19 protein-coding genes and 1 pseudogene are annotated in these 17,924 nt (G+C 40.0%); 19 read left to right on the forward strand and 1 reads right to left on the reverse strand.

Annotated elements, in window-relative coordinates; all coding sequences use genetic code 11:
* Positions 1-68: 68 nt before the first annotated feature.
* The 15 genes and pseudogenes from LI954_RS13760 (at position 69) to LI954_RS13830 (ending at position 12,994) form a co-directional block, all read left to right on the forward strand.
* Complete coding sequence (locus tag LI954_RS13760; protein WP_229444750.1) at positions 69-848, forward strand: DeoR/GlpR family DNA-binding transcription regulator; 780 nt, start codon at positions 69-71, stop codon at positions 846-848.
* A 180-nt stretch (positions 849-1,028) separates the two neighbouring features.
* Positions 1,029-1,724, forward strand: coding sequence for a deoxyribose-phosphate aldolase (gene deoC / locus LI954_RS13765; RefSeq protein ID WP_229444751.1), 696 nt, complete (start codon positions 1,029-1,031; stop codon positions 1,722-1,724).
* A complete protein-coding gene (locus LI954_RS13770; protein ID WP_229444752.1) occupies positions 1,721-2,167 on the forward strand; it encodes a PTS sugar transporter subunit IIA in 447 nt (148 codons plus the stop codon). Before deoC ends, LI954_RS13770 begins: the two co-directional genes overlap by 4 nt.
* A 130-nt stretch (positions 2,168-2,297) precedes the next feature.
* Positions 2,298-3,677, forward strand: a complete 1,380-nt coding sequence (locus LI954_RS13775) for a PTS fructose transporter subunit IIC (protein WP_229444753.1) — start codon at positions 2,298-2,300, stop codon at positions 3,675-3,677.
* A 33-nt stretch (positions 3,678-3,710) separates the two neighbouring features.
* Complete coding sequence (locus LI954_RS13780) at positions 3,711-4,721, forward strand: Gfo/Idh/MocA family oxidoreductase (protein ID WP_229444760.1); 1,011 nt, start codon at positions 3,711-3,713, stop codon at positions 4,719-4,721.
* A gap of 10 nt (positions 4,722-4,731) precedes the next feature.
* Positions 4,732-5,790, forward strand: coding sequence for a zinc-dependent dehydrogenase (locus LI954_RS13785; protein ID WP_229444754.1), 1,059 nt, complete (start codon positions 4,732-4,734; stop codon positions 5,788-5,790).
* Positions 5,791-6,088: 298 nt separating this feature from the next.
* Positions 6,089-6,511 (forward strand): annotated as a pseudogene (locus LI954_RS13790) (Na/Pi symporter).
* Between the two features lie 274 nt (positions 6,512-6,785).
* A complete protein-coding gene (locus tag LI954_RS13795; protein ID WP_202068756.1) occupies positions 6,786-7,658 on the forward strand; it encodes an AraC family transcriptional regulator in 873 nt (290 codons plus the stop codon).
* 773 nt (positions 7,659-8,431) lie between these two features.
* A complete protein-coding gene (locus LI954_RS13800) occupies positions 8,432-9,352 on the forward strand; it encodes an alpha/beta fold hydrolase (RefSeq protein WP_229444755.1) in 921 nt (306 codons plus the stop codon).
* 199 nt (positions 9,353-9,551) lie between these two features.
* On the forward strand, positions 9,552-10,088 hold the full coding sequence (locus LI954_RS13805; protein ID WP_229444761.1) for a 5-formyltetrahydrofolate cyclo-ligase: 537 nt from the start codon (positions 9,552-9,554) through the stop codon (positions 10,086-10,088).
* A gap of 10 nt (positions 10,089-10,098) precedes the next feature.
* The gene (locus LI954_RS13810) at positions 10,099-10,800 is read left to right on the forward strand and encodes a rhomboid family intramembrane serine protease (RefSeq protein WP_229441924.1); all 702 of its coding nucleotides are present in this window, start codon (positions 10,099-10,101) and stop codon (positions 10,798-10,800) included.
* A gap of 27 nt (positions 10,801-10,827) precedes the next feature.
* Positions 10,828-11,046 (forward strand): YqgQ family protein, encoded by a 219-nt coding sequence (locus tag LI954_RS13815; protein WP_202068748.1) that lies wholly within the window; start codon positions 10,828-10,830, stop codon positions 11,044-11,046.
* A 1-nt stretch (position 11,047) separates the two neighbouring features.
* Positions 11,048-12,016, forward strand: coding sequence for an ROK family glucokinase (locus LI954_RS13820; RefSeq protein WP_202068746.1), 969 nt, complete (start codon positions 11,048-11,050; stop codon positions 12,014-12,016).
* Between the two features lie 14 nt (positions 12,017-12,030).
* A complete protein-coding gene (locus tag LI954_RS13825) occupies positions 12,031-12,432 on the forward strand; it encodes a rhodanese-like domain-containing protein (RefSeq protein ID WP_202068742.1) in 402 nt (133 codons plus the stop codon).
* Between the two features lie 202 nt (positions 12,433-12,634).
* On the forward strand, positions 12,635-12,994 hold the full coding sequence (locus tag LI954_RS13830; RefSeq protein ID WP_229441925.1) for a DUF488 domain-containing protein: 360 nt from the start codon (positions 12,635-12,637) through the stop codon (positions 12,992-12,994).
* A 225-nt stretch (positions 12,995-13,219) separates the two neighbouring features.
* Here the strand turns inward: LI954_RS13830 and LI954_RS13835 are convergent, their stop codons facing one another.
* Positions 13,220-13,387, reverse strand: a complete 168-nt coding sequence (locus LI954_RS13835) for a DUF3042 family protein (protein WP_202068738.1) — start codon at positions 13,385-13,387, stop codon at positions 13,220-13,222.
* A 178-nt stretch (positions 13,388-13,565) separates the two neighbouring features.
* Here LI954_RS13835 and LI954_RS13840 point away from each other — a divergent pair, with 178 nt between their 5' ends.
* The 4 genes from LI954_RS13840 to LI954_RS13855 all read left to right on the forward strand — a co-directional run bounded on the left by LI954_RS13840 (position 13,566) and on the right by LI954_RS13855 (position 17,728).
* On the forward strand, positions 13,566-14,882 hold the full coding sequence (locus tag LI954_RS13840) for a hypothetical protein (protein ID WP_229444756.1): 1,317 nt from the start codon (positions 13,566-13,568) through the stop codon (positions 14,880-14,882).
* A gap of 170 nt (positions 14,883-15,052) precedes the next feature.
* Complete coding sequence (locus tag LI954_RS13845) at positions 15,053-15,316, forward strand: YiaA/YiaB family inner membrane protein (protein WP_229444757.1); 264 nt, start codon at positions 15,053-15,055, stop codon at positions 15,314-15,316.
* Between the two features lie 310 nt (positions 15,317-15,626).
* A complete protein-coding gene (gene dnaX, locus LI954_RS13850) occupies positions 15,627-17,396 on the forward strand; it encodes a DNA polymerase III subunit gamma/tau (RefSeq protein ID WP_229444758.1) in 1,770 nt (589 codons plus the stop codon).
* Positions 17,397-17,416: 20 nt separating this feature from the next.
* Positions 17,417-17,728, forward strand: coding sequence for a YbaB/EbfC family nucleoid-associated protein (locus LI954_RS13855; RefSeq protein ID WP_229444759.1), 312 nt, complete (start codon positions 17,417-17,419; stop codon positions 17,726-17,728).
* Positions 17,729-17,924: the final 196 nt, after the last annotated feature.

Here is a 17,924-nt window from a genome sequence, read left to right on the forward strand (position 1 = left end):
TTTTCAGACAAACTCATGCTACTATTTTAAGTGACAGTAAATAAAAGAAAATAACAGGATGTGAAGACTTGGAAGAAAATAAATTTTTATATGCAGAGGAACGAAAGGCTGAGATATTACGATTGCTTGAAGAACAGGAACGGCTTCAGGTAATGGACTTGGTGGAATTGTTTCAGGTTTCGGGCAGTACCATTCGAACGGATATGCGTGAACTTGAAAAAGAGCATTTATTGACAAGGACTCATGGAGGAGCGATTCGCAATCCGCAAAGAAGTTTTGAAGATAAGCCCAAAGTCAGAGAACTGACGGATGAAAAAAGGCAGATTGCTCGTAAAGCAGCTAGTTTGCTGAACGAGGGCGATTCTCTGGTTATTGACACTGGGACTTCCTGTCTGGCTTTTGCAGAAGCTCTGGTACACAGCCAGATTAAGGGTCTAAGAATTCTTACGTATGATTTGCAGATTGCTTCCATGCTCAGTGAGGAAACAGAACATGAGATTTGTTTTATCGGTGGGATTATTCGAAATGGATTTCAGTATACCTCCGGAGAAATGGTGATAGAAACATTACGGACATTTTTGGTTGATAAAGCAATTATTGGGACAACATCATTTTCTATAGAGAAAGGCTATTCTACGCCAAATGTAGGTACAGCCGAACTCAAAAAGATTTTGTTTTCCATCGCAAGACAGAAACTGCTACTTTGTGAATCCAGCAAAATTGGGAAAGAAAGTTTCAAACTATTTGCCGGAACTGCTGATGTGGATATCTTTATTACAGATAAAGGAGTCAAAGAAACAGAGCAGCATTCCATGAGTGCTAAAGGATTGACGGTTTTAACTGCCTGAAAAAAGAATGAAGTGAATGAAAAGAGCAGAAATATCATCAAAAAGTGATGGTATTTCCTGCTCTTATTTCTTTATTTTGAAAGTAATTGAAAACATTTTGCTTTCGTTTTCCTTTGTTTGTTGACAAAACGAAAGTTTGTGATAAAATGAAATCGTATTCAAGTAAGAGGAGGAAATGAAATGGCAGTCAATTTATCAGTGAAAGAATTAGCAAATTTGGTTGATCACACCTTATTAAAGGCAGATGCACAGCGTGCAGAGTTTAAAAAACTTTGTCAGGAGGCAAATGATTATGGTTTCAAAATGGTGGCAATTAACTCATCTCCTGTTCAGCATTGCGCAGAACTTTTAAAGGAAAGTCCTGTTCATGTTGGTGCAGCGATTGGATTTCCTTTGGGGCAGGCGACGATTGAGACAAAAGTCTTTGAAGTGGCTAATGCAATTAGTAATGGTGCAGATGAAATTGATTATGTAATTAATATAGGCGAGTTAAAAGATGGAAATTTGGCTTACATCCGTCAGGAAATGGAAGAGATCGTTTCGTTGTGTCGGGAAAAAGGAATATTGAGCAAAGTGATTCTTGAAAACTGCTATTTATCTGATGAAGAAAAGGTTGCTGTTTGTAAAATTGCGAAAGAAGTACTGCCGGATTTTGTAAAGACTTCTACCGGATTTGGTACAGGCGGCGCAACACTGGCTGATGTGAGATTGATGAAAGAGGTAGTGGGTGATAAGGTGAAAGTTAAGGCTGCCGGAGGCATTCGTGATTTGGAGACAGCTTTGGCAATGGTTGAAGCAGGGGCGGAAAGACTGGGAACGAGTTCAGGAATTCCAATTGTTGAAGCGTATAAAGAATTCATGGAGGAAAAAGGATGAGTTTAAAAGAGCTTATGTCTGAAAAACTGATTGTCTCAGAATTGCAGAGTAAAAACAAGGAAGAAGGGATTAAAGAGCTGGCTGAAAAAATGGCTGCATGCGGAAGAGTCACAGATCTGCCTGTCTATCTGAATGCTGTAATGAAGAGGGAAGAGGAAGCAACAACTGGTATAGGATTTGGCGTAGGCATCCCACATGGAAAGTCGGCAGCAGTTGCAGAGCCAAGTCTGGCATTTGGTCGAAGCAAAGAGGGAATTGTTTATGATTCCATGGATGGAAATCCAGTGCATTTATTATTTTTAATTGCAGTCCCGGAAAATTCTGATAACGAACACCTGAGGATTTTAAGCCAGTTGTCCAGAAAGCTGATGCATCAGGAGATTAGAGAGCAGTTGATGAACGCTGTTAGTAATGAAGAAATCTATTCGATTATTGACATGTAGAAATTTCACTCTGCCAAGGAGTTTTCAAATAAAAAATTCCGTGGTAAACAGTAACAGCTATTATTCTCTAATGACGCAAGGAATCAACACTGAAATGGTTGGATGCAGGAAAGATTAAGGAGGAAATAGAATGAAAATAGTTGCAATTACTTCATGTTCCACTGGAATTGCCCACACGTATATGGCTGCCGAAAATTTGGAAATGGCTGCAAAAGAAAAAGGATATGAAATCAAAGTTGAAACTCAAGGTTCTATTGGGGCTGAAAATGTTCTTACCACAGATGAAATTGCTGCAGCTGATGCAGTAGTGATTGCGGCCAGCACAACGGTCAATAAAGAGCGTTTTAATGGAAAAAGGTTGATTGAAGTGGATGTGAACGAAGCAATCAATAACGGATCCAGCCTGCTGGAACGATCACTTTCAGCACCTGTTTATCAAACGGGTTCGGGAACAGAAAATATGAAGGAAGAGAGACAATCAGGCAAAGGTATATACAGTCATTTAATGACAGGGGTTTCCTATATGATTCCATTTGTAGTTGCCGGAGGATTGTGTATTGCACTGGCATTTGCTTTTGGGGGAATCAATGCCGAAGGAGATTTGGCTCAGGGAATTAATGAATTGGGCGGCTTGGCGATGGGGCTGATGTGGCCAGTTCTGGGTGGATATGTTGCTTTCTCTATTGCAGATCGACCCGGTCTTGTTCCAGGAATGGTGGCAGGGATGATTGCTTCGGGAATGAATGCCGGCTTTTTAGGAGCCCTGCTGGGCGGATTTCTGGCAGGCTATACAATTTTAGTATTAAAGAGATTTTTAAAACTGCCTTCAGCTTTTTCCGGTTTGCTGCCAGTATTAATCCTTCCTGTGCTATCAGTTTTAATCGCCGGAGGAATTATGAAGTTTGTTGTAGGTGTTCCAATCACAGCAATTAATGAAGGGATAATGAACTGGTTGAACAGTTTAACAGGGATTAATTCTGTTTTGCTGGGGCTTATATTAGGAGCCATGATGGCTGTTGATTTGGCCGGACCTATCGGAAAGGCAGCATACTTTTTTGGTGTCGCTTCACTGACAAATCTGGGTGCAGGGGAGACCAGCACGATTATGGCAGCTGTTATGGTTTCTGGAATGGTACCTCCTCTGGCGATGGCTCTTTCTTCTACTATACTTGGAAAACAGCTGTATGCAAACGAAGAAAGAGAAGCAGGAAAGTCGGCATGGGTACTGGGACTGTCTTTTATCTCTGAAGGAGCCATCCCGTTTGCGGCAGCAGATCCAATACGAGTGCTAGGTTCAGTTACAGTTGGTTCAGCGGTTGCCGGGGCTCTGTCAATGATACTCAATTGCGGCATTGCAGTTCCGCATGGCGGATTTTTTGTCTTTTTGATCCCAGGTGCAGTCACAAATGTTTTATTCTATATCATTGCACTGGCAGTTGGAACGGCAATCAGCGGTTTTCTGGTGACAGCAGTGAAACTGGCGGGTGTCAAGAAAAGGGAAAAAGTGTAAATAAGAGAACAGGCGGAGGGGAAATTCGTGAAAATGGTGAATATTTGTTTAATCGGTACAGGACGAGCTGGTATGATTCACGGCAGAAATATGGCAGCTAAAATAAAGGGCGGCAAGTTGATTGCTTTATGTGATCCTTCAGAAGAATCTCTAACGAATGCTCAAAAGGAGCTGACCGTTGATTATATTTATAAAGATTACAGAGAAGCGATAGAGAACCCGGAAGTTGATGCAGTAGTGGTTGTCACGCCAACAGTCTGTCATAAAGAAATCGTCATTGCTGCAGCTGAAGCCGGCAAACATGTTCTTTGTGAAAAGCCTTTGGCAATGGATGAGCAGGAATGTCTGGAAATGATTCAGGCAGCTGAAACAAATAACATCAAACTTCAGGTGGGCTTCATGCGCAGATTTGATGAAAGCTTTCAGGAGGCAAAAGCAATTGTGGATTCCGGAGCAATTGGCGAGGTGGTTTTGGTTAAATCTCTGACTCATGGTCCAAGTGAACCAAAACCATGGATGTATGATATCTCTCAAAGTAATGGACCTATCGGCGAAGTGAACAGTCACGATCTGGATACCTTGCGCTGGTTTACAGGTAGTGAAGCAATCTCCATTTATTCCATTGGCGGAAATTTTCGTTCACCGGAAGTTCGAGCAGAATATCCGGATTACTATGATACGGTCTCCATGAATTTGCAGTTTTCTGATGGCAAACTGGGCGCTGTGGATGGTGCTCAATATGTTCAATATGGTTATGATGCTCGTGTGGAAATACTGGGTACAACCGGCAGTGTACTGATTGGAGATCAAAGTAAACATAAGTTGGTTGTCGCTAATCAGCAGGGAGAAATTGTTCGACCGGCAATGCACAGCTGGACCTACCTGTTTCAAGATGCGTATGTGGCAGAGGATCAGGCATTTGTCGACTGTATCGCAGCAGATACAGAGCCGCTGGTTAATGGCTATGACGGAATGATGGCAGTAAAACTTGTTCATGCAGGTTTAACATCGCTGCTTGAAAAACGAGTGGTACAGATAGATTAGGAGGATAAGGATGTCTCAGAAAATGATGAAAGCCGCACAACTTTCAGGAAAAGAAAAACTTCAAGTCATAGAGGTAGATATACCGGAAATCAGTTCTTCTGAAGTACTGGTAAAAGTGAAAGCTGCTTCTATCTGCGGAACGGATGTCAGAATGGTTAAAAATGGCTATGCCAATGTGGATGAAAGACATCCATTGACATTGGGACATGAAATTGCAGGAGTGATTGAAGAGGTTGGCTCCGAGGTTAAAAACTGCGAAAAAGGGCTGCGTATCGCAATTGCTCCGAATATGGGCTGCGGCATTTGTAATCAGTGTGTCAGTGGAAATACGCATTTATGCGAGCACTATGAAGCCTTTGGAATCAATCTGCCGGGCGGCTTTGCTGAATATTTGAAAATACCGGAAAGAGCAATCCGTCAGGGGAATATCACACGGCTTCAGGATGAAATCAGCTTTGAAGAGGCAGCATTAATCGAGCCGTTCAGCTGTGTATTTAATGGACAGGAAATTGCAGGAGTTTTCCCAGGGGATACAGTGTTGATTATCGGCGCAGGACCTATCGGTATCATGCATGCAATGTTGGCTTTGAGTCAGGGAGCCGGTAAAATTATTATGAATGATCTTCAGGAAGAGCGTTTGAATACAGCAAAAGAACTGGTGCCGGAGCTGGTAATTCTGGGGAGTGAGGATTTACAGAATAAGATTATGGAGGAAACCAATGGTCAGGGAGCAGATCTGTGCATCGTGGCAGCACCAGCTTCGCAGGCTCAGGAGGCTAGCTTCAACTATATGGGAATGAATGGTCGTCTGCTCTTTTTTGGAGGGCTTCCGAAGCAGAAAGAAAATGTTTCACTGAATACGAATATTTTGCATTACAAGCAATTGAGAGTTTACGGCTGTACCAGAGCCAGTCTGCGCAGCTACCGTATTTCAGAACAGTTAATTGCCAGTGGGCGCATTCCAGTTAAACGCCTGATTACGGAATGTTACTCTATTGATGATTTTATGACTGCCATGCAAAATGCCAAGCAGGCTGTCGGCTTGAAACACGTCATCACATTTAATTAAGAGATCTGTTATTTATGTCAGCTGGTCAAAGGTGGTAATCCGCAGACCAGCTGACATTTTTCCCTTATTAATTGTTTATCAAGATAAAAAGAGAATCGGTCTATTTTTTTTACGACTATTGTATTTACCTCCGTTCTATTTTTTACTCTTAAACGGGGTTTATTTTTGAGTGAGAAGTAACAAAAAGTGTTTTATCAGGAAATAGTCTTTCTTTTTTGGGAGGTCCGGGGATTTTTCTTTTCAGAATAATGTATATGGGAGATGGACTTCAAAAACAGCAGGGGATTCTCTGCGGGAAATTTTAAATACATTTACTCCTACACTATTAGGAGATGTTTTTGCCGATCTTATTGTAACCGCAATTGTTCAAAGCAGTTTAGGAACAACAGTATTAACAGTTGGTTTGGCAAGAGTTGGGGGGATGTTTCTATGCTAGGTGATTGGCGTAATCATTGGGGCTAATGTTGATACTGGGAGAATCGTTTTCTGTATTGAGTTTAACTTAAGTGAATATGCACTATTCATTATGGGTGTCAGTTCCATTAGCTCTTTTTTTAAAAAAGAGTGTATTAATAATATCGGACAGATAGTTTTTGGTTTTGGCTGTTTGTTTTATGGTTTGAAATTAATGGGGAACGGTATAGTGCCATTAAAGGATATGCCTCAGTTTGCTGATTTAATGGTTGGGGTATCTGATTTTCCGATTCTGGGTAGGAATTGATATGCTGCTGACCATAGTTTTGTAAAGCGTACGGCAGCTTCACACGTTGCCTTTAGCCTAGTTGGAGCGATTATTTTTACTATTTTATTGTCTCCGTTAATCCGATTATTCAATAGGAGATAAAATCTAAACACTCAAAAATTTCAATACATTAGGTTTTGAGTGTTTTTTACAGACAAACATATGCTGATAAAATTAAATCCTTCTTTTTCGGGCAGATAAAGTAGGGTTTTCAGATGCAAAAAGAGTAGAATAGAAGCAGGAGTTGATAATAGTGGAATGGATAGACAGACTTGAACAATCTTTGGACTACATAGAAAAAAATTTGACTGAAAAAATTAATTATTCGGAGCTGGCTAAGATTGCTTGTTGTTCAGAGTATCATTATCAGCGAGTTTTTTCTTATATCGTAGGTGTGCCGTTAACGGAATATATTCGCAGAAGGAAGCTTTCGCTTGCCGGTGCAGAACTGCAGCAGGGAGATAAAGTACTGACAGTGGCTGTGAAATATGGATATGAATCAGCGAATTCATTTACACGGGCTTTTAAAGCTCTTCATGGGATGGTTCCTTCTCAAGCAAAAAGAGAAGGTGTTCGTTTAAAAACCTATCCGCGTATCAAATTTCAAATTTCGATTAAAGGAGATGTTGAAATGGAGTACCGTATTGAAACAAAAGAAGCATTTAGAATTGTGGGAGCAAGGATACCCCTTTCAAAAGAAATTGAGGAGAATTTCAAAGAGGTTCCTCAGTTTTGGACTAAGGTTTCCACAGATGGGACACTGTCAAAGATAGTTCCTCTGATGAATCAGGAGTTAAAAGGGGTTATGGGAGTTAGTTCCGGATTTGCCGCCAATGAGGATGAACCGGAATATTACATTGCTGTTGCCAGTGATCAGCCGGTTCCGGAAGGTCTGGCGGAATATACTGTGAAAAGGTATACTTGGGCAATTTTTTCAGGAAGCGGACCGATGCCTCTTGCAATTCAGGAGCTGGAAAAACAGATTGTGACAGACTGGCTGCCAAGCTCCGGCTATGAATATACAGATGGTCCGGATATTGAACTCTATATTGAAAGCAATCCTGAAAATGCCGTTTTTGAAGTTTGGATGCCAGTGGTAAAGGCAAAAGAAAATACAGAAGATTAATCAATTGCTGTTGTCAGGAAAGCGGTCTAAGTGTGATGCTTTGTACTTACGGCTACTTGGTACATACAAAGACTACGATGAGGAAGCGCAGAACAGCGAAAACTGTAGTAGCACTACTCTTTTCCTTGATGCATGACAGATAATTACAGGGAAGCTCGCAAAAACCAGACGGTATGTATCGAGAATCAAAATGAAATCCTTCAATTCTTAATGGTTCTCCATTTAGAAATTGAGGAGATCGAAACAAAGTGTATCGAGAGCTGGAGATACATATTTTAAATGATATGTATCAGGGATCAGATTGAAACATGCAAACAATGAAATACCGTTTATTCGGCTTCTGGAGTTTGGGACAGAAATAAAGTTCCAAACTCTCTTCATATCTACACCCGAATAAACGGCGGTACAAAAGCAAAAATTCTTTTTGCGACGAGTAACCGCAGGAGCAACTCCTTCGGAATTAAGCCGAACTATCCTGAAAATATGAGAAACTATTTTCGGATATTCCTTCTTAATTCTCGGAGCTGATCGCTTTTGTCCCAACCTCAGGGATCAGATTGAAACATGCAAACAATGAAATACCGTCTATTTGGCTTCTGGGGGATGAGACATATTGATGTCACATCCCCTTTAGTGTGGGCTCATTATGCCAGTCTTTTTTCCGTTGTTAAAGAATCTTAAAGAAAAATTATGAAAGAAAAGTACAAAATTTCCACTTCAATGATTCACAATCCGATATAATAAAAGGCATTGAGAGAAAGTGAGGGAAAGCAATGGAATCAACATATATACTGTCTTCAGATAAACAGACCCGGCTGCACCTTGTTTATTGGGAGCCGCAGCAGTCTCCGGTGGGAATTGTTCAGATTATTCATGGAATGGCTGAGTACATTGAACGGTATTCAGATTTTGCAGCCGAGCTTAACAGACTTGGGTACGTGGTTGTCGGACACGATCATTTAGGTCACGGAAAATCTGTTGATGAAGTCAATCCTAAATATGGCTATTTCGGTAAAGGCGAGACTGCTAAAACAGTTATAGAAGATATTCATCTCGTTAAGCAATGGGCAGAATTATATTTCCCTGAAATTTCCTATTTCATGCTAGGGCACAGTATGGGATCGTTTGCTCTCCGTAATTATTTACAGCAGAATCAGAAAGAACGATTGAACGGAGCAATTCTGATGGGGACAGGGACAGGCGCAGCAGTTATCCCAGCAATATTGGCACTCACTTCTGTACTGAATCGCTTACAGCCTGAAAAAGTCAATTATCTATTGGATCATTTGGCTTTTGGTTCTTTCAGCAAAAATTTTCCGGAAGAAAGCCAATTTAATTGGTTAAGCAAAAATCAGGAAAACGTAAAGAGCTATGAAAAAGGAGCTCTGACAGGCTTTATATTTACCAATAATGGCTTTCATACATTATTTCAGCTCCTTCATAATGCAAACCGAAAAGGCTGGGCTGACAACATTTCCAAAACGCTGCCAATCCTCGTAATCAGTGGAGAGCAGGACCCTGTTGGAGACTTCGGAAATGGTGTGAGAAAAGTGGCAAAAGACTTAAATGCAGCCGGTGTAACTGATGTAACAATGGCAATGTTTGCAGAGCTTCGCCATGAACTATTATTGGAGAAAGAAAAAGCTCAGGTCTACGAAAAAATCAGCAGCTGGATAAAGGCCCATAACAAATAAGAATGTCGGAGCGCTCAAGTGTCTGCTTCAGCTTGAAAAATAACGTAAAAAGTACAGCTTGCATTTTGGAAAATTCTCCAAAAGAAAAAATTTGCTCCGGGTGATTTGATTGCTATTTTTCCTGTTTTTTTATAAACTTAATAAATTGAATGAAGGAAAATGAATAGTGTTAAGCAGTGCTGGAAGGAGTTGCAAAATGATGGATAAAAAAGGCACCAGAAAATTGGGGAAAGCAAATTTACATTGGCTTCATAAAAACAATGAGATAAAAAAGAACAAAGAACAACTGATTCGGGAGCAATTATTTTCAGATCAGCTCTGGATAGCTGCGCAAACCATTGGTGTGGTTAAGTCCATGCCTTTTGAATTCAACACATTGCCGGTTATAGAGCAGGCCTGGTCTGAAGGCAAAAAAGTGGCTGTACCTAAAACAGAAAAAAAAGGATTGTTTTTTCATTCGATACATACTGAATCAACATTTGTTAAGTCTTCTTTTGGGGTAGAAGAACCGGCTGAACATGCGGTAATTTCTTTGGCGGAGATTGACTTGCTGATTGTTCCGGGCGTGGTTTTTACAACAGACGGGTTGAGAATAGGGTTTGGCGGCGGCTATTACGACAGAATTTTGGAACAGTATTCGGGAGCCAGCTGCAGTTTGGTATTTAGTGAACAAATTCAGGAAGGCTGGCAGGCGGAAAGCTTTGACCAGCGGGTAGACAAGTTGTTTATTCGATAAGGAGGATTTGATGGATTATCAAACGAAAATGAAGGTAAAGAATTTTTTGAGCAAGCCTTTTATTACATACGTAATACTTGGAATTACAGTTATTGTATTTCTGGGTATGGAATTGTCTGGCGGATCTGAAAACAAGCAGGTACTGCTGGACTGGGGAGCAATGTCAAAAGACCGGGTGGTTCTCTATCATGAGTATTGGCGCTTCTTTACGCCTATGTTTCTTCACATTGGCTGGATGCACATCATTCTGAATATGATTACGTTATACTATGTGGGTGCTCAGGTGGAAGGTGTTTACGGACACTGGCGCTATCTGCTGATCTATCTTACAAGCGGTCTGCTTGGTAATTTTGTCAGCTTTGGGTTCGGCTCACGATTTACAATTTCTGCAGGAGCCAGTACTTCTATTTTTGGATTATTTGGTGCATTAATTATTCTGGGGTGGCATTTCCGTGATAATCAGGCAATTCGATTTATGGTTCAGCGTTATTCAGTCTTTATTGGAATAACACTGCTCTTTAATCTGTTCAGTTCATCTGTTGATATTTTAGGTCATATTGGCGGTCTGCTTGGAGGATTACTCGCCGGGACATTTGCTGCTGTTCCAAAGCAATCTGAAAATTTTAATATTCATCAGCGAATTATTTCGGTAATGATCATCGCATTCATTTTTGTTGTTTGTTTCTTCTTAGGTTTTAAAAATTACAATTAACTTGTATAATAAGGAAGTGCTTTAATCATGGAAACGTTATATGATGTTCAGCAGCTGTTCAAGCGTTTTGGGATGTATATTTATGTAGGCGCCCGAATCTATGATATTGAACTGATGGCAATTGAATTAAAGAATCTCTATGAAGGACATTTAATTGATAGAGACATCTATCTTCAGGCCAGACGAATCCTAAGCAGAGAGCATAAAATAGAAGAAAACAGGTTAACAGAGAGAGGGATCGAATGACATGGAAAAAAAGATCATAGGAATTGATTTGGGCGGTACAACAATCAAGTTTGCAATTTTGACCTTGGATGGAGAAATCCAGCAAAAATGGAGCATTGAGACCAATATTTTGGATGAGGGATCGCATATTGTTCCAGATATCATTGAATCGATCAACCATCGAATTTCTCTTTATGGAATGAGTAAATCAGACTTTGTGGGGATTGGTATGGGAACTCCCGGCAGTGTAGACTTGGAAAAAGGTACAGTGATCGGAGCTTATAACCTGAACTGGACCACGCTTCAGCCTGTGAAAGAACAGATTGAAGCCGGAACAGGTATTGTTTATGCTCTTGATAATGATGCAAATGTAGCTGCTTTAGGGGAGCGCTGGAAGGGTGCAGGGGAGAATGATCCGAATGTGGTATTCATCACATTAGGCACTGGTGTTGGCGGAGGAATTATTGCAGAAGGCGTACTGCTGCATGGAACAGCCGGATGTGCTGGAGAGATAGGTCATGCAACCGTTGATCCTAATGGTTTTGACTGTACCTGCGGGAAAAAAGGCTGTCTGGAAACAGTAGCAAGTGCTACCGGAGTTGTCAGACTGGCAAGAAAATTGTCAGAAGAGTACGCTGGAGACGCTGAACTGAAACAAGCGGTCGATGACGGACAGGCAATTACGAGTAAAGATGTTTTTGAATATGCTGAAAATGGAGATGCTTTTGCTTTAATGGTTGTTGACAGAGTTTGTTTCTATTTGGGTCTGGCATTGGGCAATATCGGAAATATTCTGAATCCGTCAAGCATTGTTATTGGCGGCGGAGTATCAGCTGCTGGAGAGTTTTTGCGGGGACAGGTTGAAAGCTACTTTAAGGAGTTTACTTTTCCTCAGGTTCGGGAAAGTACTAAAATCAAGTTAGCTGAATTGGGGAATGAGGCAGGTGTAATCGGAGCCGCTTCGCTGGCATTAAAATTTATTGAAGAGTAAGAGAGGGTTTTGAGATGTCTGGGTTATTAATGTTAAATATTATTTTAGGTTTGGTTCTTCTGGCAATGGTCGGCAATACGCTGTATATGTATATTCTGGGGAAACGGTCAGCCAAGCTGATCACAGAGGACGAGTTTAGGGAAGGGATGAGAAAAGGGCAGGTCATTGATGTCAGAGAAAAAGATGCGTTTGATGCCGGTCATATTTTGGGTGCCCGCAGTCTTCCTTACTCCATGCTGAAAACAAGTATGCAGTCTCTTCGGAAGGATCAGCCAATCTATCTATATGACCAAAAACGATCAATCAGCATTCGGACAGCAAGCAAGCTGAAAAAAGCCGGTTATACAGATATCTATGTATTAAAAGACGGTTATGAGGGCTGGACAGGGAAAATTAAAAAGAAAAGTACACTTTAACATTTCAAAGATTGAAGCAGAGTTTAGGATAAAACGTGAAAAGTTTTGTATCCTCTTTGCTTCAGTTTTTTTCTTTAGAAAGCCTAGGAAAGAGAGGGGGTCTGTCAAACATTTATGAATTCATCCTATTTTGAGCTCTCACCTAAAGGGAAATAGTTTTATTTTTTTGGATTTACGCTACAATGGAAGAGGGGCGATTAAAGTGATTTATATTAAAAGAGCTTATGAAAAACCAGATAAAAAAGATGGTTATCGGATTTTGGTTGATCGTTTGTGGCCGCGAGGAGTCACTAAAGAAAAGGCTGAAATTGACTGCTGGATGAAGGCTATTGCGCCTAGTAAAGAGTTGAGAAAATGGTTTAATCATGAACCTGAAAAATTCTCTGATTTTAAAGAAAAATATAAAAAAGAGCTTTTGAATGAACCGGAAACTGTTCAGGAGCTTTCAGCTATTCTTAAGCAAGAGCCGATTGTGACATTTGTTTATAGTGCAAAGGATGAAACGATGAATAATGCAGTAGTTTTGAAGGAAATCATGGAAGAAGTCCACAGAAAAAAATGATAAAGAGGAGAAAGACGGGTGAAAAGCGTCGCCATCGGAGGCGGACTGCGCAGATTATCAGTGTTGGACTGAATTTTCGTGGAATATGAGAGAAGCTGACAGGATTTCAGAAAAAATCCTGCAATAGTATTTTCGTTAAGCTGATGACAAGTCTCCAAATGGATGCACGTGAAAAAAAGAAATCGGCTGCCTATTCAGCTGATTTCTTTTTTCACTGTTGACTTCTTAGCGTGTAACACGTTTACGCATTGCTTTTTTGCGGTTTTGTTCAATCATATCCTCTTTTTCTTCGATCGGATCAATTACTGTTTTCTTTACAGTAAACGCAAGACCGGCAACAGCAGCACAAGTAACAGCTGTACCGACTAACAGGCCGGAAATAAATTTTTTCATAACATCATCTCCTCTATATAGTTAATTCTACATATTTCATTATGAACGAAAATACGAAAAAAGCCAACTCTTTTGTCATAGAAAGTAAACCTTTAATAAAATAGTTATATAATGAAATTCATTGGAAAAAGTGAGATAATCTTTCGTGAATGATTTGCAGAAAGAGGAGGATTAAACAATGAACCTTAATCAGATAATAGAAGCTTTTCTATCTCTTTCCATTCAGAACGGCGGCTGGATGGAATTGGATCGTTTTTACTTAAAAAATAGAATTTTACTACTTGTAGGTGAAAAATTATTGGAGGAAGAATCACAGACAGTGGAGCTCTTTCAAGGGACAGCAGAAAAAATGGTAGACGAGTTAATAAACTATGCTTTGGCTAATAAAAAAATAGAGAATGATCAGGCATCAAAAAATGTGCTGAAAGCTCAGTTATTTGATCTTCTTATGCCGCCGCCAGCCGTTGTTAATGCATTTTTTGCTCAATATTATTCAAAAACGCCTCAAGATGCGACGGACTACTTTTATCAGTTAAACAGGAAGAGCGGGTATGTTAAGAAATCTGAATCTTTGGAATCCATGACAGTTGAAGCAGGCTACGGAGAAATGACGTTTAAACTGATGACTGATCAAACGAAAAAGACATCTGAAACAGCGGCTAATGAATTTGCTGCCACATGTATTCAGGAGAAAAGCTCTCCTCAATGTCCTTATTGTTTTGAGAGTGAAGGATATGCGGAACAAAAGGTAGAAAATAGTATGAAGCGTTTTATTCGGATGAATCTCCAAGGTGAAAGCTGGGGATTTCAGTTCGCTACTGATGAACAGTATTCTGAACAATTCTTTATTTCTCCAGAAAAGCATAGCTCTTTGGAATATGGGAAGAGGGGAATTAATCGAATGACTCAGATTCTTGATGTTTTTCCGCATTATTTTATCAGCTTAAAAGATGATGGGAGTATAAGACATGGCTGTTATGAAGGAGGTAAGGAGCAATTCCCGTTATTTCATAAGAGTATCAGTCGTTATATTGAGCTTGCTGATTTTCCGTTATTGAATATTGGGACAGTTTATTGGCCTTTTCCTGTAATTCGGCTGCAAAGTCCCAATAAAGAAGATATTACGGAAGCCGCAGCAGTTGTTTTGAATAGATGGGAAAAGAGTATTAAAACTATTGAAGATAATATATTTATTTCGATTATTGGACGGCGTAAAGAAGGGACATATGAGTTTGATTTGCTGTTTACTAACGCAGATAAAACAACTGAGAACAGAGAAATAGATAGACAGAAATTTTCGATTGCGGAACTTTCAGGAGTGCTTAATCTTTATGATGCAGAGCTTATCAAGACCGAAGAAATAGAAAGAAGCGGGCGGATAGAACAGCTGTCAGAACAATACCTTGGTCAGCTGATGCAAACGGATCTATTTAAAAGGATCGATTCTAGGATTGAAAGTTTTGAAGATTTTTTAACTGAGCTGGAAAAAAATTAATGAGATATTTATAGTGCTATACTTATCGATGTTCATTACAAAGGGGTTCATATTGTTTGAGTAAAACATGGCAAGTACAAGATTCAACAATCCACTCTTTTTTTCCTTTGAAAGGACTGGTATACTAATTAGGAAACACAAATTTTAAAAAGGAGAGTAGGAAGAGAGTAATGAAAAAGAAAGCGTACAGAAATACTCCGGCCTTTTCATTTATGAGCTGGGGATCATTTGCCTTTTTTGTAGCATTGATGTTGGTTGGTTTATACACACTTAAAGAACCCTTGATGGTAAAAGGGTATTACTTGATGGGTTCAGTTGGTTTGATTTCTTCGTCTTTTACACTTGCAAAAGTAATCAGAGATAATCAGGAAGATGAAGAACGTTATAATCAGATGTTCCGTGCAATGGATGATGCAGTAAAAAAAGAAGATTAATTTGTTGAAACTGAGTATTAAATGGAGCTTGGGAATGATTCCTCGGGCTCCTTTTTCGTTTAAAATAAGGGGCTTGATAAGTTGAAACAGGAATGTTTCCAATCGTTATATCAGACTGGCTCAAGACTAATTTTTCCTCTGGTTGAATTTTTTATTTTGACAGTCAACCTGAAACTTTTTATGGATTCATTATCAGATGAACTTGAGCAATTTTTTGTTTTTTGATAGAAAATCATAAAAGGTTTTTAATGCTTAAATGGTTAAAATCACGTATAATAGTACATAGTGAAATTTCAGAGGAGGGTAAATAATGGCATATCAGGCACTTTATCGTGTGTGGAGATCTCAGCGTTTTGACGATATTGTTGGGCAAAAATCTGTTACAAAAACATTGAAAAATGCGATTATACAGAATAAAACTTCTCATGCTTACTTGTTTACCGGTCCAAGAGGAACTGGTAAAACCAGTGCAGCAAAAATCTTTGCCAAAGCAATCAACTGTAAAAACAGTGTGGATGGAGAACCCTGTAATGAATGTGAAATTTGTAAGGGAATTACAGAAGGACGTTTGAATGATGTTATTGAAATTGATGCGGCGAGTAATAACGGTGTCGAAGAAATTCGGGACATTCGAGATAAAGCCAAATATGCGCCTACACAAGCTGACTATAAAGTTTATATTGTGGATGAGGTTCATATGCTGTCCACAGGCGCTTTTAATGCCTTGCTGAAAACGCTGGAAGAGCCCCCAAAAAATGTTATTTTTATTTTAGCTACTACTGAACCACATAAAATACCGCTGACAATTATTTCAAGAACACAGCGTTTTGATTTTAAACGAATTAATACACAGGATATCGTAGAGCATTTGGCCTATATTTTAAAGCAAAGCTCTCTGAGTTATGAAGAACAGGCATTGTATACAATTGCCAGAGCAGCTGAAGGCGGGATGCGGGATGCACTGAGTATTTTGGATCAGGCACTTTCATTCAGCGACGAGATGCTGACACTGGAATCTGCACTGCAGGTGACCGGGAGCCTGACTTATGAGATGATGGATCAATATGTTTCTGCCTGTATCTCAGGAGACGTTGAGAAAGGTCTGGAAACACTGGAAATCATTTTAAGTGCCGGTACAGAAGCAAGTCGTTTTTTGGAGGATATTTTATTGTATTCCCGTGATTTGCTTATGTTTCAACAGGCACCTAAGCTTCTTGAAGGGAAGACAGGTACGATTACAGATCGTTTTAAACAGCTTGCAGAAGAGACGGCACCTGAACGAATCTATCATTTGATGGAAATTCTAAGTGATACGCAAAATGATATTCGTTTTACAAATCACGCTGGAATCTATCTTGAAGTGGCAACAGTCAAGCTGGCTCAGACCGGTAAAGCTGCTTTGCAGCCAAGTGTAAACCTGCCTGAGCACACTCAAGTAAATGAGAGCAGCGGTCAGGCAGTATCTGATCTTCAGAAACAAATCCAGTTCCTGCAAAAGGAAATCGAAACACTTAAAAAGAATGGGGCGGCTTCGACTGCTTCCGAGCCAGTTAAAACTGCGCCAAAGCAGGCAAATCGGAATGCCTTTAAAGTGCCGACTGAACGTGTTTACCAAGTCTTAAGAGAAGCTACAAGGAAAGACCTTCTCAATATAAAAAATGTTTGGGATGATTTGCTGCAGATGATGTCGGTTACGCAGCGGGCGATGTTGAAAGCCAGTGAACCTGTGGCCGGCAGTCCAGCGAGCATTGTGCTGGCATTTGATTATGAGATTGTTTGTTCCAGAGCTGCAGGAGATGATGAACTTCAACTGGCGATTCAAAATAATCTAAGCAGACTGATTGATGCATCTCCGGGCATTGTCTGTATCACAAGAGACAGCTGGCCGAAGCTGCGTCAGACCTTTATTCAGCAAAACAATGAAGGACAGAAGGCGGCACATGATATTGATGAAATCGACAACAATGGTGAAATTCAGCTAATCTCTGAAGAAGTTGAAGATGACTCCGGGAAGCAGCAGGTTGTTGATGAGGCTGTTGCCATATTTGGATCAGAGTTAGTAGAAGTAGTAAATGATTAGAATGAGAGAGGAAGAATGTTATGCGTGGAATGGGAAATATGCAGGGAATGATGAAGCAGGTTCAAAAAATGCAGAAAGAAATGGAAAAGAGTCAGGCTGCATTAAATGAAAAAGAATTTATTGGTGAAGCAACCAATCAGCTTGTAACGGCTGTATTTACAGGTGATCGTACATTAAAAGATATCACGATTAAAGAAGAGGTTGTAGACCCTGAAGATGTTGAGATGCTGCAGGATCTTATTGTAATGGCTGTTAATGACGGTTTAAACAAAATTGAAAAAGAAACTCAGGCAACAATGGGACAGTATGCAAAAGGACTTCCGGGACTCTAATAAAAATTTTGACTTTTAATACTGAGAAAAATATTTTTAACTCCTTAATCTACGTATCGGGCAGATTAAGGGGTTTTTGTATGTTCTGAAAACCCCCAGCTATGCTGGGGGTTCTTGAGAGCTTCCAGCGTGGTAGTAAAAAAGCCTCCTAAACTGATAAGATGAAGTTGGTTTCCCGACCACCACATCAAAAGTT

The organism is Enterococcus sp. CWB-B31, assembly GCF_020567645.1.
In the GTDB taxonomy this organism is placed as follows: Bacteria; Bacillota; Bacilli; order Lactobacillales; family Enterococcaceae; genus Enterococcus_L.